This is a genomic window from Candidatus Tenderia electrophaga (assembly GCA_001447805.1).
In the GTDB taxonomy this organism is placed as follows: Bacteria; Pseudomonadota; Gammaproteobacteria; order Tenderiales; family Tenderiaceae; genus Tenderia; species Tenderia electrophaga.
Map to the genome: position 1 here is coordinate 45657 of CP013099.1, position 25101 is coordinate 70757.

Annotated in this window: 29 protein-coding genes; 21 read left to right on the forward strand and 8 right to left on the reverse strand. The window is 61.0% G+C overall.

From position 1 onward, the window contains the following. Positions 1–272: 272 nt before the first annotated feature. The 8 genes from Tel_00210 to rph form a co-directional block, all read right to left on the reverse strand. The gene (locus Tel_00210; protein ID ALP51687.1) at positions 273–1460 is read right to left on the reverse strand and encodes a 2-amino-3-ketobutyrate CoA ligase; all 1188 of its coding nucleotides are present in this window, start codon (positions 1458–1460) and stop codon (positions 273–275) included. 4 nt (positions 1461–1464) lie between these two features. Continuing rightward, entirely contained in the window at positions 1465–2490 is a 1026-nt protein-coding gene (gene tdh / locus Tel_00215; GenBank protein ALP51688.1) for an L-threonine 3-dehydrogenase, read from the reverse strand. A gap of 54 nt (positions 2491–2544) precedes the next feature. After that, entirely contained in the window at positions 2545–2784 is a 240-nt protein-coding gene (locus Tel_00220; GenBank protein ALP51689.1) for a hypothetical protein, read from the reverse strand. A gap of 123 nt (positions 2785–2907) precedes the next feature. Beyond that, positions 2908–3552 (reverse strand): hypothetical protein, encoded by a 645-nt coding sequence (locus tag Tel_00225; protein ID ALP51690.1) that lies wholly within the window; start codon positions 3550–3552, stop codon positions 2908–2910. A gap of 168 nt (positions 3553–3720) precedes the next feature. Next, positions 3721–5076, reverse strand: a complete 1356-nt coding sequence (locus Tel_00230) for a protease (protein ID ALP51691.1) — start codon at positions 5074–5076, stop codon at positions 3721–3723. A 61-nt stretch (positions 5077–5137) separates the two neighbouring features. After that, positions 5138–5734, reverse strand: coding sequence for a non-canonical purine NTP pyrophosphatase (locus Tel_00235; protein ID ALP51692.1), 597 nt, complete (start codon positions 5732–5734; stop codon positions 5138–5140). After that, the gene (locus Tel_00240) at positions 5731–6087 is read right to left on the reverse strand and encodes a hypothetical protein (protein ID ALP51693.1); all 357 of its coding nucleotides are present in this window, start codon (positions 6085–6087) and stop codon (positions 5731–5733) included. Before Tel_00240 ends, Tel_00235 begins: the two co-directional genes overlap by 4 nt. 5 nt (positions 6088–6092) lie before the next feature. Continuing rightward, positions 6093–6806: a ribonuclease PH gene (gene rph, locus Tel_00245; GenBank protein ID ALP51694.1), complete on the reverse strand. Its 714-nt coding sequence runs from the start codon at positions 6804–6806 to the stop codon at positions 6093–6095. A 459-nt stretch (positions 6807–7265) separates the two neighbouring features. On the opposite strand from rph, the gene Tel_00250 reads away from it, so the two are divergent. From Tel_00250 to Tel_00350, 21 genes are all read left to right on the forward strand, one after another. After that, a complete protein-coding gene (locus tag Tel_00250; GenBank protein ALP51695.1) occupies positions 7266–8132 on the forward strand; it encodes a hypothetical protein in 867 nt (288 codons plus the stop codon). A gap of 18 nt (positions 8133–8150) precedes the next feature. Beyond that, positions 8151–8801: a guanylate kinase gene (gene gmk / locus Tel_00255; GenBank protein ID ALP51696.1), complete on the forward strand. Its 651-nt coding sequence runs from the start codon at positions 8151–8153 to the stop codon at positions 8799–8801. A 64-nt stretch (positions 8802–8865) separates the two neighbouring features. Continuing rightward, positions 8866–9153 carry a DNA-directed RNA polymerase subunit omega gene (locus Tel_00260; protein ID ALP51697.1) on the forward strand — a complete coding sequence of 96 codons (288 nt, stop codon included), beginning with the start codon at positions 8866–8868 and terminating at the stop codon, positions 9151–9153. A 71-nt stretch (positions 9154–9224) separates the two neighbouring features. Beyond that, positions 9225–11408 carry a (p)ppGpp synthetase gene (locus Tel_00265; protein ALP54670.1) on the forward strand — a complete coding sequence of 728 codons (2184 nt, stop codon included), beginning with the start codon at positions 9225–9227 and terminating at the stop codon, positions 11406–11408. 70 nt (positions 11409–11478) lie between these two features. Continuing rightward, the gene (locus Tel_00270) at positions 11479–11865 is read left to right on the forward strand and encodes a reactive intermediate/imine deaminase (protein ALP51698.1); all 387 of its coding nucleotides are present in this window, start codon (positions 11479–11481) and stop codon (positions 11863–11865) included. Between the two features lie 140 nt (positions 11866–12005). Beyond that, positions 12006–14081 carry an ATP-dependent DNA helicase RecG gene (locus Tel_00275; protein ALP51699.1) on the forward strand — a complete coding sequence of 692 codons (2076 nt, stop codon included), beginning with the start codon at positions 12006–12008 and terminating at the stop codon, positions 14079–14081. 369 nt (positions 14082–14450) lie between these two features. After that, on the forward strand, positions 14451–14954 hold the full coding sequence (locus Tel_00280; protein ID ALP51700.1) for a hypothetical protein: 504 nt from the start codon (positions 14451–14453) through the stop codon (positions 14952–14954). A gap of 60 nt (positions 14955–15014) precedes the next feature. Continuing rightward, complete coding sequence (gene ubiA, locus Tel_00285) at positions 15015–15839, forward strand: 4-hydroxybenzoate octaprenyltransferase (protein ALP54671.1); 825 nt, start codon at positions 15015–15017, stop codon at positions 15837–15839. A 36-nt stretch (positions 15840–15875) separates the two neighbouring features. Beyond that, a complete protein-coding gene (locus Tel_00290; GenBank protein ALP51701.1) occupies positions 15876–16844 on the forward strand; it encodes a calcium:proton antiporter in 969 nt (322 codons plus the stop codon). Between the two features lie 16 nt (positions 16845–16860). Next, entirely contained in the window at positions 16861–17064 is a 204-nt protein-coding gene (locus tag Tel_00295) for a hypothetical protein (GenBank protein ID ALP51702.1), read from the forward strand. Positions 17065–17073: 9 nt separating this feature from the next. Further along, the gene (locus Tel_00300) at positions 17074–18081 is read left to right on the forward strand and encodes a D-arabinose 5-phosphate isomerase (protein ID ALP51703.1); all 1008 of its coding nucleotides are present in this window, start codon (positions 17074–17076) and stop codon (positions 18079–18081) included. A gap of 23 nt (positions 18082–18104) precedes the next feature. Next, positions 18105–18632, forward strand: coding sequence for a hypothetical protein (locus Tel_00305; GenBank protein ALP51704.1), 528 nt, complete (start codon positions 18105–18107; stop codon positions 18630–18632). 234 nt (positions 18633–18866) lie between these two features. Beyond that, the gene (locus Tel_00310; protein ALP51705.1) at positions 18867–19445 is read left to right on the forward strand and encodes a hypothetical protein; all 579 of its coding nucleotides are present in this window, start codon (positions 18867–18869) and stop codon (positions 19443–19445) included. A gap of 22 nt (positions 19446–19467) precedes the next feature. Next, entirely contained in the window at positions 19468–19965 is a 498-nt protein-coding gene (locus Tel_00315; protein ID ALP51706.1) for a hypothetical protein, read from the forward strand. Continuing rightward, on the forward strand, positions 19965–20690 hold the full coding sequence (locus Tel_00320; protein ALP51707.1) for an LPS export ABC transporter ATP-binding protein: 726 nt from the start codon (positions 19965–19967) through the stop codon (positions 20688–20690). The genes Tel_00315 and Tel_00320 overlap by 1 nt, the downstream gene beginning before the upstream one ends. 104 nt (positions 20691–20794) lie before the next feature. After that, entirely contained in the window at positions 20795–22336 is a 1542-nt protein-coding gene (locus Tel_00325; GenBank protein ALP51708.1) for an RNA polymerase sigma-54 factor, read from the forward strand. Between the two features lie 42 nt (positions 22337–22378). Continuing rightward, the gene (locus tag Tel_00330; protein ID ALP51709.1) at positions 22379–22864 is read left to right on the forward strand and encodes a PTS sugar transporter subunit IIA; all 486 of its coding nucleotides are present in this window, start codon (positions 22379–22381) and stop codon (positions 22862–22864) included. A 13-nt stretch (positions 22865–22877) separates the two neighbouring features. Continuing rightward, positions 22878–23411, forward strand: a complete 534-nt coding sequence (locus Tel_00335) for a hypothetical protein (GenBank protein ALP51710.1) — start codon at positions 22878–22880, stop codon at positions 23409–23411. After that, complete coding sequence (locus Tel_00340; GenBank protein ALP51711.1) at positions 23408–24262, forward strand: hypothetical protein; 855 nt, start codon at positions 23408–23410, stop codon at positions 24260–24262. The genes Tel_00335 and Tel_00340 overlap by 4 nt, the downstream gene beginning before the upstream one ends. Then, positions 24259–24657: a PTS fructose transporter subunit IIA gene (locus tag Tel_00345; protein ID ALP51712.1), complete on the forward strand. Its 399-nt coding sequence runs from the start codon at positions 24259–24261 to the stop codon at positions 24655–24657. Before Tel_00340 ends, Tel_00345 begins: the two co-directional genes overlap by 4 nt. Beyond that, positions 24654–24923, forward strand: a complete 270-nt coding sequence (locus Tel_00350) for a phosphocarrier protein HPr (protein ALP51713.1) — start codon at positions 24654–24656, stop codon at positions 24921–24923. Before Tel_00345 ends, Tel_00350 begins: the two co-directional genes overlap by 4 nt. The last annotated feature ends 178 nt before the right edge of the window (positions 24924–25101 follow it).

A 25101-nucleotide genomic window follows, 5' to 3' on the forward strand; every position in this document is an offset into this window, starting at 1 on the left:
TACAGATTAAAGAGTACGGCGGCGGCGACGGGGACGACGGCACTGGGGACTACGGTGGTCAAAAGCGGATACCACCAGTGATTCGCTGAGCGGTCTGGGTTTTCAGTCAAAATCAGTGACACGTTTAGGCGCCGGTCTTCTTTTTGGGGTGCTACAAGTGTAACCGGCGCCGCTGATGGCCGCGAGCGGTAATCACTTGGGTGTTGGGAATGGCGAAACCTTGGTGCCTGCAAAACCAGCGGTCAGGGGCTGTATCGAGGCCGGATGATCTGTTACTCGATAATCTGCATCTCTCGTCCGATCCGCCCGAAGGCCCGAATGGCATGGTCCAGGTGTTCACGTTCGTGGGCCGCCGAGATCTGGACGCGGATGCGCGCCTGGCCTTGGGGCACCACCGGATAGGAAAAGCCGATGACATAAATCCCTTCCTCCAATAGTTTCGCCGCCATGTGTTGAGCGATGGCGGCGTCGAACAGCATTACCGGCACGATAGGATGTTCGCCTGCATTGATGTCAAAACCAGCGCTGTACATGGCATTGCGAAAATAGGCGGTGTTTTCCGCGAGTTTATCGCGCAGTTCAGAAGAACGGGTCACCAGTTCCAGGGCCTTGATGCCGGCCGCCGCCAGGGCCGGCATCAAGGTATTGGAAAACAGATAGGGACGCGAGCGTTGACGCAGTAAATCGATAATGGGTTGACTGGCGGCGGTAAAACCGCCCGAGCCGCCGCCCAGGGCCTTGCCCAGGGTGGAGGTGAAGATGTCGATCTTGTCCAGCACACCATGATGCTCGGCCGAGCCGCGGCCGCCGGGGCCGACGATGCCGGTGGCGTGGGAGTCATCCACCATCACCAGGGCATCGTGATGTTGCGCGAGTGCCACGATCTCATCCAGTCGGGCGATGTCACCGTCCATGCTGAAGACACCGTCGGTGGCGATTAAACGAGTGCGATGCTGTCGCGCCTGTTTCAGTTTATCTTCCAGGTCGTCCATGTTGCTGTGTCGGTAACGCAGGCGCGTCGCCTTGCACAGGCGGATGCCGTCGATGATGGAGGCGTGGTTGAGTGCATCGGAGATCACTGCGTCTTTATCATCCAATAATGTTTCGAACAGGCCGGTGTTGGCATCGAAACAAGACGAATAGAGTATTGCGTCATCGGTGCCAAGAAAGGCGGCGATCGTTGCTTCCAGTTCCTTGTGAAGATCCTGGGTGCCGCATATGAATCTCACCGATGCCATGCCGAATCCGTGTGTGTGCAGCGCCCCAGTCGCGCTTGCAATCATCTCCGGGTGGTTGGCCAGGCCGAGATAATTATTGGCGCAGAAGTTGAGCACTTGTTTGCCTGCCTGAGTGTCGATTGTTACGCCCTGGGGTGTGGTGATAACGCGTTCGCGTTTATACAGGCCTTGTTGTTCGATGTCGTTTAATATGTCTTTTATGCGTTGTTCAGTCGTGTTCATTGCATTATTCCCATTCCAAGATAACCTTGCCGCAATGACCGTCATGCACTACGCGAAAGGCTTCTTCATAATCATCGACGGCGAAGCGGTGGGTGATGATGGGGGTGATGTCCAGACCGCTGCGTAGCAGTTGCGTCATCTTGTACCAGGTCTCGTACATCTCGCGGCCGTAGACCCCTTTGATGTGCAGCCCCTTGAATATGATCTGGTCCCAGCTGATCTCGGTCTCGGGCGGCAAAAAGCCGAGCAGGGCGACATGACCGCCGTGATACATGTTTTGGATCATGCTGTTGAAGGCCCTTGGGTTGCCCGACATCTCCAGGCCCACATCGAAGCCGTTCGACATTTTTAATTCCTCCATGGCCGCTTCGATGGAGTTTCCGCTTACGTTGACAGCCTTGGATGCACCCATGTTTTCGGCCAGTTGCAAACGTTCATCATTGACATCGGTGATGACGATATGGCGCGCACCGATAAAACGGCAGGCCGCTGCGGCCATGATGCCAATGGGGCCGGCGCCGGTGATGAGCACATCCTCCCCGACGACATCGAAGGAGAGGGCACAGTGCACGGCGTTGCCGAAGGGATCGAGGATGGCGGCGATGTCCGAGCTGATGTCGTCATGGATGGGCCACAGGTTGCCGGCCGGCATCACCAGGTATTCGGCAAAGGCGCCGTCGCGACCGCCGCCGATGCCCACCGCTTTGTGGCAGAGATGACGCTTGCCGGCACGGCAGTTGCGGCAGAGGCCGCAGTTGATGTGGCCCTCCGCCGAGACGCGCGCGCCGAGTTCGTAACCTTTGACACCGGGGCCGATGTCGACGATACGACCGACAAACTCGTGGCCGATAATGCGCGGTGTTTTGATGTTGCGCTGGGCCCAGGCATCCCAGTTGTAGATGTGCAGATCGGTGCCGCAGATGCCGGTCTTTTCGATGCGGATCAGCACCTCGTTGGTGCCGGGTTTGGGGATGTTGACGTCTTGCAGCCAGATACCGGGCTCACTGCGGCTCTTTACCAGGGCTTTCATCCTAGACTCCAGCGTTTTCCCTGAGTCTAGTTGAGTGCGGGGAATTGATAAAGATCAGGCGTAGGCGTCGAGCAGGCTGCCTTTGAGCGGATCAGCGAGGGAGGAACGGTTTTGGTCGTGGTCTTGCAGCCCCTGTTCTGCCGGGTCACCAGGCTGACTCTCCTGAGCCTTGTGCAAGCGCTGCTGTTGCAGCTCGCGTTGTTGTTCTAGCCGCTGGGCCGTCTGTTGTTCGATACCATGTTGGAATAATTGACTGGCGAGACTGGCGCCGCATGTGCCCGAGATGCCGCTCATGATTTCACCTGCATAGGGTTTTTCATATTCGCCATATTACTGGGGAAAAATCACAAAAGTATCACAATAAAAAAGGGTGCCTTCTGGCACCCTTTTTTATCCAAGTTGAGTCATTCCGAAGACTTAGCGCTCAAACGGAAACCCGGGGCCGAAGGGCGAATTCTTTTTCCCGAAGGGAAACTTATTGCCGAAGGGTGGGTGGTCTTTATGCATCTTGATCTGGCCGCGGATCTCGCCGGGGGGGTTGGCGGTGGTGTGCAGATTGACATAGGCATTGCCGTTCATGATGTTGGCCACTGCATCGGCAAAGGTGTTGATGCCCAGGTCGGGACGGGGGTTCAAATCCGCCTCGGTCAGCACGCCGCTGATGGAGCCGGTAAACGGGCCGTCATCGCGCGGCAGCGGGAACGGGGCGTTGCTCTGGTCGCCGAACAGCCACATTATGACCGGGCCGTTGGCGCCCTTGGGGCCCAAGTGGATATGAGCCATGAACAGGGGAGTCGCGAAGCCGGTGGCCTCAAACTCGTAATGCAGCATGGTGCCATCGGGTGAGAGTTTGAAATGGGCTTTGCCGTAGGCGCCGGTGACCAGGGGACCAAGGGGAATGGTGACTTCCGCGCCTGAAGAATCAAGAATGTCGGCTGTGCGCACCTGCTGGCCGCCGCTAAGCTTGGCCTTGAATTTATGGGAATCATTGTCGGCAACGGCGCCACCGCTCAGACTCAAGCCGAGTGCGAGCGCGGATAACATACAGGTGATTGTTTTCATTGCTATCTCCTCCATGATCTGAGATGGGATAAGGGTTTATCGCGTGCTGCATCCTGCGGGTGGTAACGCCTGGGCTTTGCGCTCAGGTATACGTCAACATTAGCACAAGCGTGTCGCCCCGCAAGGAAAAGCGTATGGGGAGGAAGGGTGGCGGCTTGCGACTAGGGTTTAGCCGGGGGGCAGTTGGCGTGTCACCAGCCCCAAGTTGACATCTTCATCCGGCCACGGGATTTTGACTTGATAGCCGCCGCCGGGGGCGACCTCCATGGGTTGCTTGAATAAGTCTTCCATATGTTCGAGTTTGATGCGGCGATTGCCGGCGGGGAGGATGATCTCCAATTCGTCGCCGACGGCGAATTTGTTTTTGACATCCACCTGCATCATCTTGCGCTCGTGGTCGTAGCCGGTGATCTCGCCGCAGAATTGTTGCCGGTTGCTCTTGGAATAGCCGGTCATATAGTTCTGGTGTTCGGCGGTGTGATGACGTTTATAAAAGCCGTCGGTGTAACCGCGATTGGCCAGGTTTTCCAGCACACCCAGTAGTTCGGGTTGGAACGGGCGGCCGGCGACGGCGTCGTCAATGGCCTGGCGGTAGATCTGGGCCGTGCGCGCGACATAATAGTGTGACTTGGTGCGCCCCTCGATCTTGAGCGAGTCGATGCCGATGCGGGCCAGCCGTTCCACATGCTCCACCGCGCGCAGGTCTTTCGAATTCATGATGTAAGTGCCGTGCTCGTCCTCGAAGATGGGCATGTATTCGCCGGGTCGATTCTTCTCTTCGATCAGGTAGGCGCGATCGGCCAGCGGATGACGTTTCAGTTCGCCGCAATCGGACAGCCCCGATTGGTTCATGGCTTTGAAGGGATCGAAGTCGATCTTTTGAATATCGCCGGCGTCGTCTTCCTCGGCCGTCTTCATGCCGTACTCCCAGCGGCAGGCATTGGTGCAGGTGCCCTGGTTCGGGTCGCGGTGGTTGAAATAGCCGGACAGTAGGCAACGACCTGAATAAGCGATGCATAGCGCGCCGTGGACGAACACCTCCAACTCCATATCCGGACAGCGCTGGCGAATATCCTCGATCTCGTCCAGGGAGAGTTCGCGCGACAGGATGATGCGCTCCAGGCCCATGGATTGCCAGAACTTCACCGCGGCGTAGTTGACGGTGTTGGCCTGCACGGATAGATGAATGGGCATCTCGGGCCATTGCTCGCGCACCAGCATGATCAGGCCCGGGTCGGCCATGATCAGGGCGTCCGGTTGCATGGCGATCACCGGCGCCATGTCTTTCAGATAGGTGTCCACCTTGGCGTTGTGCGGCAGCAGGTTGGAGGCGACGAACAACTTCTTGCCTTGGGCGTGGGCCTCGTTGATGCCGATCTCCAGATTGTTTAGATCGAAGTCGTTGTTGCGCGCCCGCAGACTGTAGCGCGGCTGGCCGGCATACACGGCGTCGGCGCCGTAGGCGTAGGCGTAGCGCATGTTCTTGAGGGTGCCGGCGGGGGCCAATAACTCTGGTGCTTTCATAGTCATAAAACCTGTTTAACCGCAAAGGCACGCAAAGAAAAGACTTTGCGTCCTTTGCGGTTCAAATGTTTTTCATCGCCTCGACCAGCTTGCGCAGCGCCTGAGCGCGATGACTCAGTTGGTTCTTTACGTCCGGCGCCAGCTCGGCCGAGGCGCAGTCGTGGCTGGGCACATAAAAGACCGGATCGTAACCGAAGCCGCCGTCACCTCTCGGTGCCGGCAGGATACGCCCTTCCCAGCTGCCCTGGCAGATCAGCGGCGTCGGGTCCTGGTCATGCGTCAGGAACACCAATAGACACTGGAAGCGCGCCGTGCGTTCCGCATCCGGCACACCTTGCAAGGCGGCCAGTAGCTTGTCCACGTTGTCACCATCCGATGCCCCGGGGCCGGCAAAGCGGGATGAATAGATGCCCGGTGCGCCCTTGAGCCAATCCACCTCCAGCCCCGAATCGTCGGCGATGGCCGGCAAGCCGGTGTGGGCGGCGGCATTGCGCGCCTTGAGGATGGCGTTCTCGACAAACGTCAGCCCGGTTTCCTGCGCCTCGGGCACGTCGAACGCCGACTGCGGCAGGATCTCCATATCCAGCTCGGCCAGCAGGGCGCCCAATTCGCGCACCTTACCCGGGTTGCCGGTGGCCAGCACGATGCGTTGGGTCATGACTGTCCCCCTTTTTGTACAGGGGAGATTTCATCCTGCCGCCGCTTGAATAAGCCGGTAAGGTCTGCTGTTGTCGTCGTTAAATCCCCCTCAATCCCCCTTTTGCAAAGGGGGAGGTCAGCTGTGGTGCCAATCAGCCCTCTCTGTCGAAAAAAGGGGAGGCCAGGTATGGTGCCCATCAGCCCTCTTTGTTGAAAAAGAGGGAGGTCAGGCGTGGCGCCAATCAGTTCCCTCCTTTGCAAAAGGGGGGCGAGGGGGGATTTGATGGGCGTGGCAGAAATCCCCCCTACCCCCCCTTTGGCAAAGGGGGAAGCTACAATAGTGTCCGCGCTCCGCTGTATCCGGTTGCCCATTCGTCTTAGCCCCGCAAGGCCTCGGTCTGCGCCTCGATCAGCTCGCCGATACCCCGTTCCGCCAGCACCAGCATGGCGTCCAATTCGTCGCGGCGGAAGGCGTGACCCTCGGCGGTGCCCTGTACCTCGATGAAGGCGCCGGCCTCGTTCATGACCACGTTCATATCGGTTTCGGCGTTGGAGTCCTCGGCATAGTCCAGGTCCAGGACCGGGGTGCCGTTGTAGATGCCCACCGACACCGAGGCGACCTGGCCGTAAAGCGGATTGCGCTTGATGAGCCTTTTGTCCAGCAGGTGCTGCACCGCATCGGCCAGGGCCACATAGCCGCCGGTGATGGAGGCGGTGCGGGTGCCGCCGTCGGCCTGGATGACGTCGCAGTCCAGCGTGATGACACGCTCGCCCAGGGCCTCCAGATCCACCACGGCGCGCAGCGAACGGCCGATCAGACGCTGGATCTCCATGGTGCGGCCGCCCTGGCCGGCCTGGGCCTCACGGCGCATGCGCGAGCCGGTGGAGCGCGGCAGCATGCCGTATTCCGCCGTTACCCAGCCCTGGCCTTTGCCCTTGAGCCAGCGCGGCGCGCGATCTTCCACCGAGGCGGTGCAGATCACCTGGGTGTCGCCGAATTCCACCAATACTGAGCCCTCGGCATGTTTGGTGAAATTGCGGGTGAGCTTGATGTGGCGTAGTTGATCGGGGGAACGGCCGCTGGGGCGCATGGGAACTCCTTTAACTTCATTGCGGGATAGGAATGGGGCCGGATTATAGCGGATTCGGCTGCTTGAGGTGTCCGCCGAGTTTCCCGGGGCAAAAAAAACCGCGCTCGAAGGCGCGGTCTATAGATGGCGCCGATACTTGGTCGACGCTGTTCTTATTGTTATTTATTGTTGGTTGTTACCCGTCACGGTTTGCACAATCGGTTGTTAAACCGGAGCGCAGCGCTGTCTTCTCTTCCTAATAACCGCGAGGCCAGTGATTAACAAACTGTTAAGCACGAGCTATGCCAAAGGGGCTAACAGATTGATTTGTTGACGGTTGGTCTGGGGCGACCGGCGCTGTCGAAGGCCTGGCTGTAAAAAATGTCGACATGTGCCGCGGCCGTGTGGGCAGAGTGCGCTTGTTTTGTGCCGCCGTCCTATCCCGGTTACCATAACGGCCTCGCACTGTGGAGTATCCCCATGATTCTGAGCATGACCTCTTTCGCCCGTCGCGAACAGGCCACCGATTTCGGCAGTTTGCGCTGGGAGCTGCGTTCGGTGAATCACCGCTATCTGGATGTCAGCCTGCGTCTGCCCGACGAACTGCGCGGTCTGGAGCTGAAGGTGCGCGAACGGGTCGGCCAGCGTCTCAAACGCGGCAAGGTAGAATGCAGTTTGCGGTTTCAAAGTGCCGCCGCCGAGAGTGCCGATGTGGCCATCGACCTGGAGGCGGTGAAACGCCTTTCCAAGGCATTGGACGAGGTGTCGCACCGACTGAGCAATCCGGCGCGCATCAATCCCGTCGACGTGATCAATCTGCCCGGTGTGATTCAGCGCCAGGAACCGGACCTGGAGCCCCTCTACCAGGCGGCCCTGGACTTGCTTGACGACACCCTGGATGACATGGTCGACAGCCGCGCGCGCGAAGGGGACAAGCTCAAGGCCTTGATCGAGCAGCGTTGCGCGATCCTCGATGAGCGGGTGCAACAGGTGCGCGAGCGCCTGCCCGATCTGCGCCTGGCCCTGCGCCAAAAGCTGGAACAGCGCCTCGGCGAACTGAAGGAGCAGCTCGATCCGGGCCGCCTGGAGCAGGAAATCGCCCTGATGGCGCAGAAGATGGACGTGGACGAGGAGGTGGACCGCCTCAGCGGTCATGTGCAGGAAGTGCGTCACATTCTCGAGCGTGAAGAGCCGGTGGGACGTCGGCTCGATTTCCTGATGCAGGAGCTGAACCGCGAGGCCAATACCCTGGCGTCCAAATCGGTCGATGCTGAAGTTACCCGCATTTCGGTCGATCTCAAGGTGCTGATCGAGCAGATCCGCGAGCAAGTGCAGAACATAGAATAGAAAAGGTAGTGACTTTTAATGAGTGCGCATGACGGACAGGCGCCCTACTCGGGCACGCTTTACATCATCTCCGCCCCCTCCGGCGCGGGCAAGACCAGCCTGGTGAAGGCGCTGGTGGACGCCATCGAGGATATCCGCGTATCGGTCTCCCACACCACGCGGCCCATGCGCCCCGGCGAGGTGGACGGCGTCAATTATAATTTCGTCGATCCCGCCGTCTTCGAGCGTATGGTGGACGAAGACGTCTTTCTGGAGCACGCCCAGGTATTCGATAATTTTTACGGTACCTCGCGCGAGTGGGTAGAACAGCAGCTGCGTGAAGGTATCGATGTGATCCTGGAGATCGACTGGCAGGGGGCGCAGCAGGTGCGGCCCAGGATGCCGGGCTGTGTCGGGGTGTTTATCCTGCCGCCCTCGCGTGAGACCCTGATGCAGCGTCTGCGCGGCCGCGGTCAGGACAGTGAGGCGGTGATCCAGCGCCGCTTCCGCGACGCCGTCACCGATATGAGCCATTTCCACGAATACGACTATGTGGTCATTAATGATGACTTCGCCGAGGCGCTGCTGGACGTGAGTGCCATCGTGCGCGCCCGGCGCCAGCGGGTCGAGGTGCAGCGCGCCCGTCAGGGCGCCCTGATCGACGCGCTGTTGAATGAAGCTGTTGAATGAATAAGGGGGGAATTGCTGTATAATCCCCGGTTTGCCAATTAATATCTAACTGGAGTTAAGCAACATGGCACGAGTAACTGTCGAAGATTGTCTGGACCACGTCGATAACCGCTTTGAGCTGGTGCTGGTGGCCACCAAGCGTGCCCGGCAGATCGCCAACGGCAAGGAAGCCCTGGTGCCGCTGGAGAACGACAAGCCCACCGTGGTCGCCCTGCGCGAGATCGCCGAAGATTTGGTCACGCCGGAAATGCTGGAAGCGCCGGCCGAGGAAGAGGCCGCGGTCGCCGCCCCTGATGCCGAGATTCTGGCCGAGACCACTCAGGTTGCCGAGGAGGGGGGCGACGCGTCCTGAACTGAGGAAGCCGGCGTTTGAGTACATCCGAGTCTGCAGAGAGTAAAGACTTAGTTTCCACGCAAGACAGCCTGGAGCCCCTTTTCGACGGGCTCCGTTCCGAAATCGACAACTATCTTGAGCCCGAGCAGGTCGACCTGGTGCATCGGGCTTTTTTGTTTGGCGCCGCTTCGCATAAGGAGCAAAAGCGCAAGTCGGGCGAACTCTACATCACCCATCCTCTGGCCGTGGCCACCCTCATGGCGCAGATGCGTTTCGATACCGAGACCCTCATCGCCGCCATCCTGCACGACGTCATTGAGGATACCCCGGTGGCCAAGGAGGAGATCGGCACCATCTTCGGCAACGACGTGGCCGAGCTGGTGGACGGCGTCACCAAGCTGACCAAGATCAACTTCGAATCCAAGGCCGAGGCCGAAGCCGAGAGCATGCGCAAGATGCTCATGGCCATGGTGCGCGACCTGCGTGTCATGCTCATCAAACTCACCGACCGCCTGCACAACATGCGCACCCTGGGCTACATGCGCCCGGACAAGCGCCGCCGCATCGCCCGCGAGACGCTGGACATCTACGTCCCCATCGCCAACCGTCTGGGCCTCAACGCCATGCGCCTGGAGCTGGAGGACCTGGGTTTCGCCGCCCTCTATCCCGAGCGTCACCGCGTCCTGGTGGAGGCCATCAAAAAGGCGCGCGGCAACCGCCGCGAGATCGTGGAAAAGATCGAGTGCGCCATCGGCGAGCGCCTGGAGCAGGAGGGCTTGAGCGGCCGGGTGCACGGCCGCGAAAAGCACATCTACAGCATCTATCAAAAGATGCGCCGCAAGGGTCTGCCGTTTTCCGAGGTGCACGACGTTTACGCCTTTCGCATCATCGTCGACTCGGTGGACATGGCCTACCGCGTGCTGGGCGCCGTGCACAACCTCTATAAGCCGGTGCCGGGCAAGTTCAAGGACTACATCGCCATCCCCAAGGCCAACGGTTACCAGTCCCTGCATACCGTGTTGTTCGGTCCCTTCGGCGTGCCGGTGGAGGTGCAGATCCGTACCGCCGAGATGGAAAAAGTGGCCGAGGCCGGCGTCGCCGCCCATTGGCTCTACAAGACCGGCGAGGGCAGCGGCTACGGCACCCATGCCCGGGTGCGCGAGTGGATGCGCAACGTGCTGGAGATGCAGCAAAACGCCGGGGATTCGCTGGAGTTTCTCGAAAACGTCAAGATCGACCTGTTTCCCCGCGAGGTCTATGTGTTCACCCCCAAGGGCGAGATCATGGTGCTCAAGCGCGGCTCCACGCCGGTGGATTTCGCCTATGCGGTGCATACCGCCATCGGCAATCGCTGTGTCGCCGCCAAGATCGACCGCAAACTGGCGCCGCTGCGCACCCCGCTGATGAACGGCCAGACCGTGGAGGTGATCACCGCCGGCAACGCCAGTCCCAATCCGGCCTGGCTCAACTTCGTCGTTACCGGCAAGGCGCGCGCCAATATCCGCAGTTATCTGAAAAACCTCAAGCGCGACGAGGCGGTGCAGTTGGGTGAGCGCCTGCTCAACAACGAACTGGCCGGTTATTCCACCTCGGTGGCGCAGTTGCCGGCGCAGCGGGTGGCGGCCCTGCTGGGCGAACTGAAACTGGAAGCCCTGGACCAGCTGCTTGAGGATGTGGGGCTGGGTAACCGCATGGCGGTGCTGGTGGCGCGGCGCCTGATGCCCAAACAGGACGGCGATGACGACGGCGTGGAGAGTCGGCGGCGCTTGAAGAAGGCGCTGTCGCGTTACATGCCGTCCTGGTTGTGGGGTGAGAAGACCGATACGGCGCGGCCGCTGATGATCAAGGGCACCGAGGGTATGGTGGTCAATTTCGCCCGTTGCTGCCGTCCCATTCCGGGCGATCCCATCGTCGGTTTCGTCACCTCCGGGCGCGGCATCGTGATCCACACCGAGACCTGCAAGAATGTCGCCGAATACCGCAAGCTGCCGGAAAAATGGATCGAGACCCAGTGGGAGGACGAGGTCAAGGGCGACTTTCCGGTGGAGATCCGGGTCGAGGTGATCAACCAGCGCGGCGTGCTGGCCACGGTGGCGGCGGCCATCGCCGAGATGGGGGGCAACATCGACAACGTCAACATGGAAGAGCGCGACGGCCGTCACAGCACCATGACCATGGTGGTGGAGGTTCATAGTCGCCAGCACCTGGCCAATCTGATGCGCAAGATCCGCACCATCGAGCCGGTATTGCGGGTACTGCGTTCGCGCGGCTGAGCGGTTTGCCTAGCGGTCCGGATTGCGTTACAACGCAGGGAGCAATTTCAATGCAACAGAGAGAACAGCAATGACGCGTGAAATTATTCAAACCGAGCAAGCCCCGCAGGCCATCGGCCCCTATTCGCAGGCAGTCAAGGTGGGCACCACCGTGTATTTGTCCGGCCAGATCCCGCTGGTGCCGCAGACCATGGAGCTGGTGGAGGGCGACATGGAGGTGCAGATCCGGCGCGTCTTCGACAACCTGCAGGCCGTGGCCGAGGCCGCCGGCGGTTCACTGCAGGATGTGGCCAAGCTCAATATCTTTCTTACCGACCTGGCTCATTTCGCCCTGGTGAACCAGGTCATGGCGGATTATTTTCAGGAACCCTATCCCGCCCGCGCCGCCCTCGGTGTGGCCGCCCTGCCCAAGGGGGCGGCGGTGGAAATGGACGCCGTTCTGGAGCTGGGCGACTGAATATTTGTTCAGCCACAAAGAGCACGATGGGATACGAAGCGTAATATGTAGAGGCGGGTGTTGATCGTCACCACTGCCCAGCCTCATATTCTTTTTTCTTTGTGATCCTTGGTGGCCTGTGTGCTTGAAAATTTTTCAAGATGACTCTCTCCGCACCGCTTACTACGCTCAAGGGCGTCGGCCCGCGTGTCGCCGAGCGCCTGGAGAAGCTGGGCCTGCGCCGCGTGGAGGATCTGCTGTTCCACCTGCCCTATCGTTATCAGGACCGCACCCGCGTCGTTCCCATCGGCGCCCTGCGGCCGGGCGAAGAGGCGGTTGTCGAGGGCGAGATTCAGGCCGACGACATCAAGTTCGGCAAGCGCCGTTCCCTGTTGTGCCGCCTTGGCGACGGCAGCGGCAGCCTGTTGCTGCGCTTTTTTCATTTCAATGCCAGTCAGCGGGCCGCCTTGGCGCGGGGTAAGCGCCTGCGTTGTTACGGCGAGGTGCGTCGCGGACCGGCCATGCTGGAAATGGTGCATCCGGAATATCACCTTATCGATGCCGAGGCGCAGGCGCCGATGGAAGCGCACCTGACCCCGATTTATCCCACCACCGAAGGCATGGCCCAGAAGAGCCTGCGCCAATTGATTGAACAGGCCCTGCAGCTACTGCGTCAGGGCCGGGTGGCGGATCACCTGCCGCCCGAGTTGCTTGAGGAATACCACCTGCCGAGCTTGCGGCACGCCTTGCTCGAGATGCACCAACCCGCGCCGCACACGCCGGTGGCCGAGCTGCTGGAGGGCGAACATCCGGCCCGGCAGCGTCTGGCGCTGGAGGAGCTGCTGGCCCAGCATCTCAGCCTACGCCAGCTGCGTCACAAAGTGCAGCAATACAGCGCGCCGCCGCTGGCGCCGCCGGGACACTTGCGGCAACGCCTCATCGACGCCTTGCCCTTTGCCTTGACCGGCGCCCAAACACGGGTGATGCAAGAAATCGATGCCGACCTGGCCCGGCCTCATCCCATGCAGCGTCTGGTGCAAGGCGATGTGGGCTCGGGCAAGACCGTGGTGGCCGCCGCCGCGGCGGCGCAGGCCATCGAGGCCGGTTACCAGGTGGCGGTGATGGCGCCCACTGAGCTGCTGGCCGAGCAGCACCGCCGCAATTTTACCGCCTGGCTGGAACCGTTGGGCTTGACGTCGGCCTGGCTCAGCGGCAAGTCGGGGGCCAAGCAGCGCCGCGAGAACCTGGCGCTGTTGGCCGAGGGCAAAGCGGCCCTGGCGGTAGGCACCCACGCCCTGTTCCAGGACGAGGTGATGTTCGATCGTCTCGGCCTGGTGATCGTCGACGAACAGCACCGCTTCGGCGTGCACCAGCGTCTGGCCCTGCGCGAAAAGGGCAGCCGCAACGGCAGTGTGCCGCACCAGCTGATCATGACCGCCACCCCCATCCCGCGCACCCTGGCCATGACCGCCTACGCCGACCTGGACAGCTCCGTCATCGACGAACTGCCGCCCGGCCGCACCCCGGTGGAGACCGTGGCCATCTGCGACGAACGCCGCGACGAAGTGGTGGCGCGGGTGCATCGCGCCTGTGTCGGGGAGCGGCGCCAGGCCTACTGGGTCTGCACCCTGATCGAGGAATCGGAGGCATTGCAGTGTCAGGCGGCGGAAGACACCGCCGCCCTGCTAACCGAGGCCCTGCCGGAGCTGCGCATCGGCCTGGTGCATGGCCGCATGAAAGCGGCCGAGAAAGCGCGTGTGATGGCCGGTTTCAAGGCCGGCGAGCTGCAGCTGCTGGTGGCCACCACGGTGATCGAGGTGGGGGTGGACGTGCCCAACGCCAGTCTGATGATTATCGAAAACGCCGAACGCCTGGGTCTGGCCCAACTGCATCAATTGCGCGGCCGGGTAGGGCGCGGCAGCGTCAGTAGCAGCTGCGTTTTGATGTATCATAAGCCCCTTTCGCAACAGGGCCGGGCGCGCCTGGCGGCGCTGCGCGAGACCAACGACGGCTTCGAGATCGCGCGCCGCGATCTGGCGCTGCGCGGCCCCGGTGAGCTGTTGGGCACGCGCCAGAGCGGCATGCTGCGGCTGCGCGTCGCCGATCTGGAGCGCGATCGGGACCTGCTGCCGGACGTGGCGCGCCTGGCGACTGCCTTATTGCAACGCTGGCCGCAGCACGTAGCGCCCCTGATTCAGCGCTGGCTGGGCGACCGCCAACGCTATGGCGATGTTTGATACCGTTTCTCGACAGGCGGGCCCGCATTTCTCACCGGGCGACCAACGGCTGTGGTGTCGATGACTGCAACGGATGAAGAACCATCAAGAATGTCGATCGATCAGACAATGACATGCTGTTCCCGCCCGTGGCCTATCCCGGTTCGGGCCGGTGTTCGCGCGCGTGTGCGTGCGCTTCACGCAACGCCTAGCGGTAGCGACGTGTTGGGCTTTAGCGCGGCGTCTACGAACGCGAAGCCTGCGCCGGTTGCCGCGATCCCGGTGGTAAATGCGAGCTAGAGTTTGAGACGTATTGCCACAGGTAAGGCTGGACTTGAACCCAGGTGGCGACTCGGGCATGGTAGGTGCCCGGCGGGGCTGCCCGCGGAGATGGCCTTATGGCTGTTCGACAGTGAGTCGCTGACCAAGCGCCTCAAGCAGGCCTGTGGCGGCGGCTTCCGGGTACGGCTGTTGAAACAGCAATACGAACGGCCGCTATTGTGCGAGCGCCTGCCCCTGGGCATGGATGAGCGCAGCCTGGCCCTGGTACGCCAAGTGCATTTGTATTGCGGTGATGTGATCAAGGTCTATGCCCGCACGGTGATGCCGTTGGCGTTGCTGCAGGGGCATGGTCGCGGCTTGGCCAACCTGGGTGGGCGGCCGTTGGGCGAACTGCTGTTTCGGGATAAGTCCATGCGCCGCAGCCCCATGGAAATCGCCAGGATCGAGGTGGGCGAACTGTTTCACCGCTGGGCCGTGCCCGAGCAGGCCGGGTTTGACCAGCCGCTGTGGGGGCGGCGCTCGGTATTCCGCCTGGCCGGCCTGCCGCTGCTGGTGAATGAAATCTTTCTGCCACCGCCGCCGCGGGCGGCGTGCTTCAGAATTAAAGCATAACTAAGGTTTGGCTGAGTGCTAAAACTCGATCGTCAACATTTGCGCGGCTATGCGCTGCTGATGCGGCTCGACCGCCCCATCGGCACGCTGCTGCTGTTGTGGCCGACCCTGTGGGCGTTATGGATCGCCGGCGAGGGGCGCCCGGATGGGTGGGTGGTGACGGTGTTCGTGGTGGGGGTGTTCCTGATGCGTTCGGCCGGCTGTGTCATCAACGACTATGCCGATCGCGAATTCGATCCCTTTGTCGAACGCACCCGCAACCGGCCGCTGGCGGTGGGCCTGGTGACGCCCAAAGAGGCGCTGCTGTTGTTCGCGCTGCTGTCACTGGCCGCCTTCCTGCTGGTGTTGACCCTGAATTGGCTCACGGTGGTGTTGTCCTTCGTGGGCGCGGCCCTGGCGGCCAGTTATCCCTTCATGAAGCGCTACACCTATTTGCCCCAGGTCTATCTGGGCCTGGCTTTCGGTTGGGCCGTACCCATGGCCTTCGCCGCCGAGACCGGTGCGGTGCCCATCGTCGGCTGGCTGCTGCTGATCGCCACCGTGCTGTGGGCCACCGCCTACGACACCATCTACGCCATGGTGGACCGGCCCGATGATTTGAAGATTGGCGTTAAGTCCACCGCCATCCTGTTCGGTGACGCGGATCGCGCCATTATCGCCATAATTCAATTGATGCTGCTGGCCGTGCTGATTATTATCGGTCAGCGTCTGGCGCTGAGCGGGGTGTACTATGCGGGCGTGTTGGCCGCCGCCTTGTTGATGCTGTATCAACAGCGCTTGATCAAACACCGTGACGGCATGCAGTGCATGCGCGCCTTCCGCAACAATAATTGGGTCGGGGCGGTCATCTTTCTTGGTCTGTTGGGCCATTATCTTCAGGCCTGAGTATCTATCAGAGTATTTTTATAGAGCCTTTTTTATATGTTGCTATCCATGATTGCCGTGATCGGCGGATTTGTGTTGCTGGCCTGGAGTGCCGACCGCACGGTGCTGGGGGCCTCGGCCACAGCGCGCAATTTCGGTATCTCGCCGCTGGTGATCGGCCTGACCATTGTCGGTTTCGGTACCTCGGCGCCGGAGATGCTGGTGTCGGGCATGGCCGCCTGGGACGGCAACACCGGCCTGTCCATCGGTAACGCCCTGGGCTCCAATATCACGAATATCGCCCTGGTATTGGGAGTGACGGCATTGGTCGTGCCGCTGACGGTGCAATCCGATACGGTGCGGCGCGAGATCCCCATCCTGCTGGCGGTCTCTCTGTTCGCCTTCGTGCTCATGAACGACGGCTATCTGGGCCGCCTGGACGGCGCCCTGCTCATGGGTGGTTTGGCGCTGATGCTGGTCATGGTGGTGAGCCTGGGCCTGAAGTCGCGCAATGGCGACCCCTTGGAAGACGAATATACGGAAGAAATGCCGGCGGCCATGACCACCGGGCGGGCTGTGTTTTGGCTGTTGTTCGGCATCGTCGTGATGCTGCTGGCCTCGCGCCTGTTGGTATGGGGGGCGGTGAATATCGCCCAGGCCTTCGGTGTCAGTGACCTGGTGATCGGTCTGACCATCGTCGCCATCGGTACCAGCATGCCGGAACTCATGGCCACTCTCATGAGTGCGCGCAAAAACGAGCATGACCTCGCCCTGGGCAATATCATCGGCTCCAATATGTTCAATCTGCTCGGCGTGCTGGGGCTGCCGGGCCTGATCGCCCCCGACGCCTTTCTGCCCGAGGTGATCATGCGTGATTTTCCCTGGATGATCGGCCTGACCTTGGCCCTGTTCGTGATGTCTTTCGGCTTTCGCGGGCCGGGGCGCATCAGCCGTATCGAAGGCGGTCTGCTGGTGGCGGCTTATGGTGCCTACATGGTCATGTTATATTTTTCGGCCATAAGCTGAGTTGAGGGGTGTTGGGATGGAAATGCTGGAATTAAATGTCGCCAACGTCAAATGCGACGGCTGCGCCGCCAATATCAAGCAAGGCCTGAGTGCCATGGAGGGTGTCGAAGCCATTGAGGTGGATGTGCTTGACGGCCGCGTCCGCGTCAGCGGTGAGGCCTTGGACCGCGCGGCCATCGCCGCCAAGTTGGCCGAGCTGGGTTATCCCGCAGCCGCCTAAGGAGATCTTGTGAAGTCGGACCAGCAGCCCGTTAAACTCGCCCCGGATGAGGGCGCCAAGCTCAAGCAACTGGGCACCGCGGTGGTGGAGACCGAGGCCGCCGCCGTGGCGGCGCTGACGGCGCGTATCGACGATAATTTTATCCATGCCTGTGAGTTGATGCTGGCCTGCGAGGGGCGCATCGTGGTCATCGGCATGGGCAAGTCGGGCCACATCGGCAGCAAGATCGCCGCGACGCTGGCCAGCACCGGCAGCCCCGCGTTTTTCGTCCATCCCGGCGAGGCCAGTCACGGCGATCTGGGCATGATCACCCCCAAGGATGTGGTGATGGCCTTTTCCAACTCGGGCGAGACCGATGAAATCCTCACCATCCTGCCCCTGATCACGCGCCTGGGGGTGCCGCTGATCGCCCTCACCGGCAATGCGAATTCCAGTCTGGGCAAGGCCGCCGATGTGCATATCGACGTCAGTGTCGAACAGGAAGCCTGTCCGCTCGGCTTGGCCCCCACCTGCAGCACGACGGTGGCCCTGGTGATGGGCGATGCCCTGGCCGTGGCCCTGCTGGAACAGCGCGGTTTCACCGCCGAGGATTTCGCCCGGTCCCATCCCGGCGGTCGTTTGGGGCGGCGACTGTTGCTGTTGATTCGTGACATCATGCATAGCGGCGACGCGCTGCCGCAGGTCGATGACGACGTGCTGCTGGTGGACGCCTTGATGGAGATGAGCCGCAAGGGGCTGGGGATGACCGCGGTGATCGACAAGCAGGGCCGGCTGGCGGGCATTTTCACCGACGGCGACCTGCGCCGCGCCGTGGATCAAGGGGTGGATATCTATCACGCCCGCGTGGGCGAGCTGATGACCCGCAATGGCCGCAGCGTCGGGCCGGACGAGCTGGCCGCCGAGGCCCTGCGCCTGATGGAAACCCACAAGATCAACGCCCTATTGGTGGTCGACGAACGGCAGCACTTGGTGGGCGCGCTTAATATGCACGATCTGTTGCGTGCCGGTGTGGTGTAAGGCTTGGCAGGAGAGGACGGACAATGAAAGACATCATGGCCCGCGCGGCACGCATTAAACTGGTGGTCTTCGATGTCGACGGCGTGCTCACCGACGGCGGCCTGTTCATGGATAAGGACGGCCACGAGTACAAGATGTTTCACTCGCGCGACGGCCACGGTATGAAAATGTTACTCAATACCGGCGTGGAGATCGCCATCATCACCGGTCGCAGCTCCACCGTGGTGGAGCATCGCATGAGCGGCCTGGGGATCAAATATGTGTATCAGGGACAGGCGGATAAACGCGTGGCCTTCAAGCAGTTGCTGGATGAAATGCAGCTCGGCGCCGACCAGGTTGCCTACGTGGGCGACGACGTGGTGGACCTGCCGGTGATGCGCAAAGTCGGCTTGGCGGTGGCGGTGCAGGATGCCCACGAGCTGGCCAAGAAACACGCCCATTGGCAGACCCCCAGCGGCGGCGGTCGCGGCGCGGCGCGCGATCTGTGCGAGCTGATCATGGAAGCCCAGGGCACCCTGGCGGGGCAGATGGCCAATTACCTCGATGGCTAGCCCGCATTTTTCAGCGGGCGGCCAAGGGCTGTGGTGTAGATGACTGCAACGGATGGAGAACTATCAAGCATGTCGACCGACCAGGCAATGACACAGTGTTCACGCCCTGGGTCTAGCGGGAATCAGGCGGGTCTGCGCGTCCCTAGGCCGGCGCTTTACTCAGGCACCACGATGCCTTTTACCCCAAAGGGCAGAAGCGCTCCAGCGCGCCTGCCGCCGCGATCCCGGTGAGACATGCGGGCTAAGGCGATCAAAAAACGTTATATCACCCTCTGGATGGTGTTGTTGCTGGCCCTGTTGGGCTGGTGGATGCAACGCCAGGAGGGGCAGGGGCCGATTCAGCCGCAGGCGCAGCAGACGCCGGTGAGCGATTACTCACTGGCGGATTTCGTCATTACCGCTATGGATGATCAGGGGGTGCCCAAACATCGCCTGCGCGGCCAGTCCATGGTCCACTACGCCGACACGGATTATGCTGAACTGGTACAACCGCAGCTGGAGGTTTACGCTGAACAGTCTGAGCCGCCGGTGACGCTGGATGCGCCGCTGGCCAGGGTCTACCAAGGCGGTGAGTCGGTGCTGCTGGAAGGCGACGTACTGATGTTGCGGCCGGGCACGGCGCGGCAGTCCGCCATGCAGGTGCAGACCCGCGACTTATGGTTGTTCACCGAGCGCGAATACGCCGAGACCGGTGCCGAGGTCACCATCCGGGACGGCTTGGGCGTCACCACGGCCAAGGGTATGACCATCGACATGCAGACGGGTGTTGTCAATTTGCTGGCCTCGGTAAGAGGTGAATATGTGCTGGACTAAGCGAGGATTAGCGGGCTTATGGTTGGTGCTGACGGCCCTGCCGCTGGCGGCGGCCGAACCGACGCCAGAACCCCCCATCTATATCGAATCGGACAGTCTCAAAATCGACGATAGCAAGGGCATTAGTATCTACCAGGGCAATGTGATTTTCCGCCAGGGCCCCGACACCCTGTGGGCCGACAAGCTGGTGATACACTCCACGGCGCGCCAGGAGGTCGATAAGATCGTCGCCAGCGGTGAGCCGGCCCGCTTCGATCACGATGCGGAGGTGGAGGACGAGAAGTCCTGGGGCGAGGCGCAGACCATCGAATATCACGCCGGAGAGTCGCTGTTGATTCTCAATGGCGCGGCGCGCTTTCAGCAGGGCGACAACCTGTTCTCCGGTAACCGCATTGAATATGAGGCCGACAAAGAACTGGTTCGGGCGGGCAAGGCCGTGGCCGGTGAAGGGCGGGTACAGATCGTGATCCAACCGCGCAGTAAGGATACGGAGCAACAACCTGAAGCATCACCGCAGTAATGAGTATTCTCGGCGCCGAGGCCATCTTTAAATCGTATCGCGCCCGCCAAGTGGTGAACGGCGTATCGCTGCAGGTCAATAGCGGTGAAGTGGTGGGCCTGCTCGGTCCCAACGGCGCCGGCAAGACCACCTGTTTTTACATGATCGTGGGGCTGGTGCCTTGCGACAGGGGGCGGTTGTTCATCGACGATCACGATATTACCGCCCTGCCCATGCATGCCCGCGCCCGGCTCGGTATCGGCTATCTGCCCCAGGAGGCGTCGGTATTCCGCAAACTGAGCGTGGAAGACAACATCATGGCCATCCTCCAGGTACAATCGGAGCTGGGTAAGGCGCAGCGCGAGGAAATGCTGGAGAACCTGTTGCACGAGCTGCATATCGGCCATATCCGCGAGACCCTGGGGATGAGTCTGTCAGGGGGCGAGCGGCGTCGCGTGGAGATAGCGCGTGCCCTGGCCATGCGCCCCGAGTTCATTCTGCTGGACGAGCCCTTCGCCGGCGTCGATCCCATTTCCGTGATCGATATTCAGCGCATCATCAGCCAATTGCAGGAAAAGGGCATCGGCGTGCTGATTACCGATCACAATGTCCGCGAAACCCTCGGGATATGCGAACGCGCCTATATCATGAGCGAAGGCCAGGTGATCGCCCAGGGTACGCCGCAGGAGGTATTGGCGAATGACCACGTGCGCAAAGTCTATTTGGGGGAGCACTTTCGGCTTTGAATTGCAATACTGATATCAAAGCGCTATCTGCGTTAAAATTTAATCTTTGGCAGCGGGGTTCGATGAACCTCTCTGCCACAAGAGATAATGAGTAGTCCCGAGGTATGAAACAGTCACTTCAGCTCCGTTTGGGTCAGCACCTGACGATGACGCCGCAGCTGCAGCAGGCGATTCGGCTGTTGCAGCTGTCTACGCTCGACCTGCAGGCCGAGATCCAGGAGGCCTTGGAGACCAATCCCCTGCTGGAGGTCAAAGAGGACGGCGATGCCGACGCCGGCGCCGGGGAGCAGGGCTGGGAGGAAGGCAGCGGCGAGCGGGTCAACGGCAATGACACGTTGGGGGCGGGCGATTACGGCGGTGATACCCCGGCTGAAGATTTGGCCCCCGCGGCCCAGTCGCAGGACTCCTCCGTGGACATGCAGGACCCGGGTATGCCCGAAGACCTGCCGGTGGACAGCAATTGGGACGATGTCTACGACAGCGTATTGCCCGCCACCAGCCCCGCCGGTCCGGCGGGCGACGACGATTACCGCGCCTACGAAAACCAGAGCGGCGGCGAGGAGAGTCTGCAGCAACATCTGCACTGGCAGATGAACCTGACCCCTTTCAGCGACACCGACCGCCTCATCGCCGAGGCCCTTATCGATTCCATCAACGACGACGGGTATCTGTCCAGCAGCCTGGAGGAGATCCTGCAGGGCCTGGGCATGGACGAGGACGTGGGCTTTGAGGAGATGGAGGCGGTGCTGCACCAAGTGCAGAATTTCGATCCCATCGGCGTCGGTGCGCGTGATCTGCGCGAGTGCCTGCTGTTACAGCTCAGACAGTTCGATGCCGCGCACCAGGATGTGGCCGATGCCATCACCCTAGTGGACAAGCATCTTGATCTGCTCGGCAACCGCGACTATAACCAGCTGATGCGGCGTATGAAGCTGTCACGCGAGGCCTTGCAGCAGGCCATCGCCGTGGTGCAGACCGTCAATCCGCGCCCCGGCGGGGTGATTGCCTCGGCGCCGGCCGAATACATCGTGCCCGACGTCAATGTGAAAAAACACAAGGGCACGTGGCGGGTGGAATTGAATTTCGAGGCGGTGCCGCAGCTCAAGGTCAACACCCACTATGCAGGTCTCATCCGGCGCGCCGACAGCAGCGCCGACAACACCTATCTGCGCAATCAATTGCAGGAGGCGCGCTGGTTCATCAAGAGCCTGGCCAGTCGTAATGAGACCCTGCTCAAGGTGGCCAGCGCCATCGTCGAGCGGCAGCGCGGTTTTCTCGAGCACGGCGAGGAGGCCATGAAGGCGCTGGTGCTGAACGACATCGCCGAAGAGCTGGGCATGCATGAGTCGACCATTTCGCGGGTGACCACGCGCAAGTACATGCATACCCCGCGCGGCATTTTTGAATTGAAATATTTTTTCTCCAGCCATGTCTCTACCGCCGCCGGTGGGGCATGTTCATCGACGGCCATCCGCGCCTTGATCAAAAAGTTGATTGCGGCGGAAAACCAGGCCAAACCATTGAGCGACAGTAAAATCGCCAAGATCTTGGAGGAGGAGGGAATCAACGTGGCGCGCCGGACCGTGGCCAAGTATCGCGAGGCATTATCGATACCGCCGTCCAACGAGCGCAAGCGTTTGATTTAAGCTTTGGGGATATATAAAAACATAAAACAAAGAAGAGTCACTATGAATATTTCAGATTTGTTATCCGCCGACCGCATTGTCTGCGGTCTGGCCCTGGGCAGCAAAAAGCGCGCCCTGGAAGCGCTCAGCCAACTCCTTTCGCAGGCAACCGAGGTGAGTCTGTCGGATACCCAGATTGTCGACGGACTGTTGGCCCGCGAGCGCTTGGGCAGTACCGGCCTGGGGCACGGTGTCGCCATTCCCCACGGTCGTTTCAAGGACGTGGACCAGGCGGTGGGTGCCTTCGTCAGACTGGAAGAGGGCGTCGATTTCGATGCCATTGACGGCGATCCAGTGGATTTGATGTTCGCCCTCATCGTGCCGGAGGAATCGACTGAAGAACACCTGCAGTTGCTTGCCTCCCTGGCCGAGATGTTCAGTGACGCCACTATCCGCGAAGGCCTGCGGCGCTGCGGTTCGGCGCAGGATATCGAAAAGGTTGTCAGTCACTGGCGCGCCGGCGGTAACAGGGTGGCTTCATCGCGTTAATCGCAGCCGCGGCATGAGCGATTCCATCCTGTCCCGCCCCGGTGTCTTGCTCGACGTGCACGGCCATGGTGTATTGCTGCAAGGCGACAGCGGAGTGGGCAAGAGCGATCTGGCGCTGGGGCTGGTGGCGCGCGGCCATCGCCTGGTGGCCGATGACCTGGTCGAATTCCAATGCTGTGGCGGCGAGTTGCATGGCCGCTGTCGCAGCGGTTTCGAAGGCATGCTCGAGATCAGTGGTCTGGGACTGATCAATCTAAAACAACTTTACGGCGAGGGTGCTGTGTGCGCCTCGGTCGCCCTGACGCTGGTGTTGACCTTGGAGCCGGGCTTGTCTCGCGATTACGACGGCCTGCAACCGGTGGCCATCGACTGGCGCTTGCTGGATGTCGCCGTGCCGGCCTGGCGCCTGCCCTATTCAAATCAGCGCGATATGCCCTTGCTTGTGGAAACGGCGCTGCGCTTGAACCGCGCCCGGCAGCAGGGCTATGATGCCTGTTCCGATCTGCAATCGCGCTTGTCTTCTCTACTTCACAAGGGGGCCGCATGAAGCTGGTGATTGTCAGCGGCCTGTCCGGTTCAGGCAAAAGTATCGTATTGCACGCCCTGGAAGACCTGGGCTTTTACTGTATCGACAACCTCCCCCTGAGTCTGTTGCCGGCCTTTGCCGGCCAGATATCCAATTCGCCGCGACGCGATTACGAACATGCCGCGGTGGGCATCGATGCGCGTAACCTGACCGAGGATTTCGATAACTTTCCCGACGTGTTGGCGGAGATTAAATCTCTGGGGCTGGGCTGCGAAATACTGTTTCTGCAGGCCGACGACAACACCCTGATCAAGCGTTTCAGCGAGACCCGGCGCAAGCATCCGCTGACCCGCGCCGGCATCTCCCTGGCCGAGGCCATTCAGCGCGAACGTAAGCTATTGGGCGCGCTGGCGGTGAACGCCGACTGGTGTATCGATACCAGTCGCACCAATGTGCACCAGCTGCGCGATCTGGTGCGCGAGCGTATGCTGAAGGAGGCGCGTTCGCTGACCCTGACCTTCATGTCTTTCGGTTTCAAACACGGTGTGCCGGTGGATGCCGACTTTGTCTTCGATGTGCGTTGTCTGCCCAATCCCCATTGGGTGCCGCAGCTGCGTGCCCTGACCGGCCTCGATCACGAGGTGAAACAGTTCCTTGAACAACAGCCACTGGTGGGGGAGATGGTCGATGATCTAACAGATTTTATCGAGCGCTGGATGCCGCGCTTCCAGGCCGACAACCGTGCCTACATGACCATCGCCATCGGCTGTACCGGCGGCCAGCACCGCTCAGTGTACTTGTCGCAGCGCCTGGCGGCCTACTTCGACGACAGCGAATTGGAAGTGCTGGTGCGTCACCGGGAGTTGTCATGAGTGCCGGCCTGCTGATCATCGCCCATGACAATGTCGGCCAGTCGCTGATGGAAACCGCTTCAGAGATTCTCGGCATGTGTCCCATGGCGTTGGAAATCATATCCGTGTGTGCGGGCTGTGAACCGGATGACATGATCGAGAGCGCTCGCAGTGCGGTAAGACGCCTGGATTCGGGCGGCGGCGTGTTGATCCTGACCGATATGTACGGTTCCACGCCTAGTAACGTGGCTAACCGGCTCGGCGATGGCGTACCCATCAAGGTAGTGGCGGGGCTGAATATGCCCATGTTGGTACGGGTGTTGAACTATCCTAGCTTGAGTCTCGATGAGCTGGTCTACAAGGCCATTACCGGCGGCCAGGACGGGATTTTCGTTTGTGATCAGGATGATTCGTGATTCAAAAAAGCGTGACCATTGTCAACAAACTCGGTCTGCACGCGCGGGCGGCATCGAAATTCGTCAAGCTGGCGGGCCGCTTCGAAAGCAATATACTGCTGCGCAAGGGCGATCGTGAGTCCAACGGCAAGAGCATTATGGGGGTGATGATGCTGGCGGCCAGCCAAGGCAGTGAGCTGGAGCTGGTAGTGGAAGGCGGAGATGAAGAGCAGGCGATGCAGGCCTTGGAGGCCCTAATCGCCGACCGGTTTGGCGAAGGGGAGTAATCCTCCATGTCCCATCAGGCGGTCGAATGTAATGAAGCGTTCAGGGAAGGACGGACTGTTATGCAATTTCCGCGATGCGTCGCGCGGGGGGCTCACCGCCGTGGGTGGCGAGAAATCCGGGCTAATTCATTCTCGACGGCGGCCACGGGCGGCGCTAGTCAACACTACAGGCTGATTA

Bases quoted from the DNA above. Each gene is read 5' to 3' on its own strand.
- tdh (ALP51688.1), bottom strand. From the start codon at position 2,490: ATGAAAGCCCTGGTAAAGAGCCGCAGTGAGCCCGGTATCTGGCTGCAA.
- Tel_00345 (ALP51712.1), top strand. From the start codon at position 24,259: ATGAGTGCCGGCCTGCTGATCATCGCCCATGACAATGTCGGCCAGTCG.
- Tel_00310 (ALP51705.1), top strand. From the start codon at position 18,867: ATGCGGGCTAAGGCGATCAAAAAACGTTATATCACCCTCTGGATGGTG.
- Tel_00340 (ALP51711.1), top strand. From the start codon at position 23,408: ATGAAGCTGGTGATTGTCAGCGGCCTGTCCGGTTCAGGCAAAAGTATC.
- Tel_00240 (ALP51693.1), bottom strand. From the start codon at position 6,087: ATGGGCAACCGGATACAGCGGAGCGCGGACACTATTGTAGCTTCCCCC.
- Tel_00280 (ALP51700.1), top strand. From the start codon at position 14,451: ATGGCCTTATGGCTGTTCGACAGTGAGTCGCTGACCAAGCGCCTCAAG.
- ubiA (ALP54671.1), top strand. From the start codon at position 15,015: ATGCGGCTCGACCGCCCCATCGGCACGCTGCTGCTGTTGTGGCCGACC.
- Tel_00230 (ALP51691.1), bottom strand. From the start codon at position 5,076: ATGAAAGCACCAGAGTTATTGGCCCCCGCCGGCACCCTCAAGAACATG.
- Tel_00250 (ALP51695.1), top strand. From the start codon at position 7,266: ATGATTCTGAGCATGACCTCTTTCGCCCGTCGCGAACAGGCCACCGAT.
- Tel_00325 (ALP51708.1), top strand. From the start codon at position 20,795: ATGAAACAGTCACTTCAGCTCCGTTTGGGTCAGCACCTGACGATGACG.
- Tel_00320 (ALP51707.1), top strand. From the start codon at position 19,965: ATGAGTATTCTCGGCGCCGAGGCCATCTTTAAATCGTATCGCGCCCGC.
- Tel_00220 (ALP51689.1), bottom strand. From the start codon at position 2,784: ATGAGCGGCATCTCGGGCACATGCGGCGCCAGTCTCGCCAGTCAATTA.
- Tel_00290 (ALP51701.1), top strand. From the start codon at position 15,876: ATGTTGCTATCCATGATTGCCGTGATCGGCGGATTTGTGTTGCTGGCC.
- Tel_00275 (ALP51699.1), top strand. From the start codon at position 12,006: ATGACTCTCTCCGCACCGCTTACTACGCTCAAGGGCGTCGGCCCGCGT.
- Tel_00330 (ALP51709.1), top strand. From the start codon at position 22,379: ATGAATATTTCAGATTTGTTATCCGCCGACCGCATTGTCTGCGGTCTG.
- Tel_00335 (ALP51710.1), top strand. From the start codon at position 22,878: ATGAGCGATTCCATCCTGTCCCGCCCCGGTGTCTTGCTCGACGTGCAC.
- Tel_00270 (ALP51698.1), top strand. From the start codon at position 11,479: ATGACGCGTGAAATTATTCAAACCGAGCAAGCCCCGCAGGCCATCGGC.
- Tel_00225 (ALP51690.1), bottom strand. From the start codon at position 3,552: ATGAAAACAATCACCTGTATGTTATCCGCGCTCGCACTCGGCTTGAGT.
- Tel_00210 (ALP51687.1), bottom strand. From the start codon at position 1,460: ATGAACACGACTGAACAACGCATAAAAGACATATTAAACGACATCGAA.
- Tel_00305 (ALP51704.1), top strand. From the start codon at position 18,105: ATGAAAGACATCATGGCCCGCGCGGCACGCATTAAACTGGTGGTCTTC.
- Tel_00295 (ALP51702.1), top strand. From the start codon at position 16,861: ATGGAAATGCTGGAATTAAATGTCGCCAACGTCAAATGCGACGGCTGC.
- rph (ALP51694.1), bottom strand. From the start codon at position 6,806: ATGCGCCCCAGCGGCCGTTCCCCCGATCAACTACGCCACATCAAGCTC.
- Tel_00235 (ALP51692.1), bottom strand. From the start codon at position 5,734: ATGACCCAACGCATCGTGCTGGCCACCGGCAACCCGGGTAAGGTGCGC.
- Tel_00260 (ALP51697.1), top strand. From the start codon at position 8,866: ATGGCACGAGTAACTGTCGAAGATTGTCTGGACCACGTCGATAACCGC.
- gmk (ALP51696.1), top strand. From the start codon at position 8,151: ATGAGTGCGCATGACGGACAGGCGCCCTACTCGGGCACGCTTTACATC.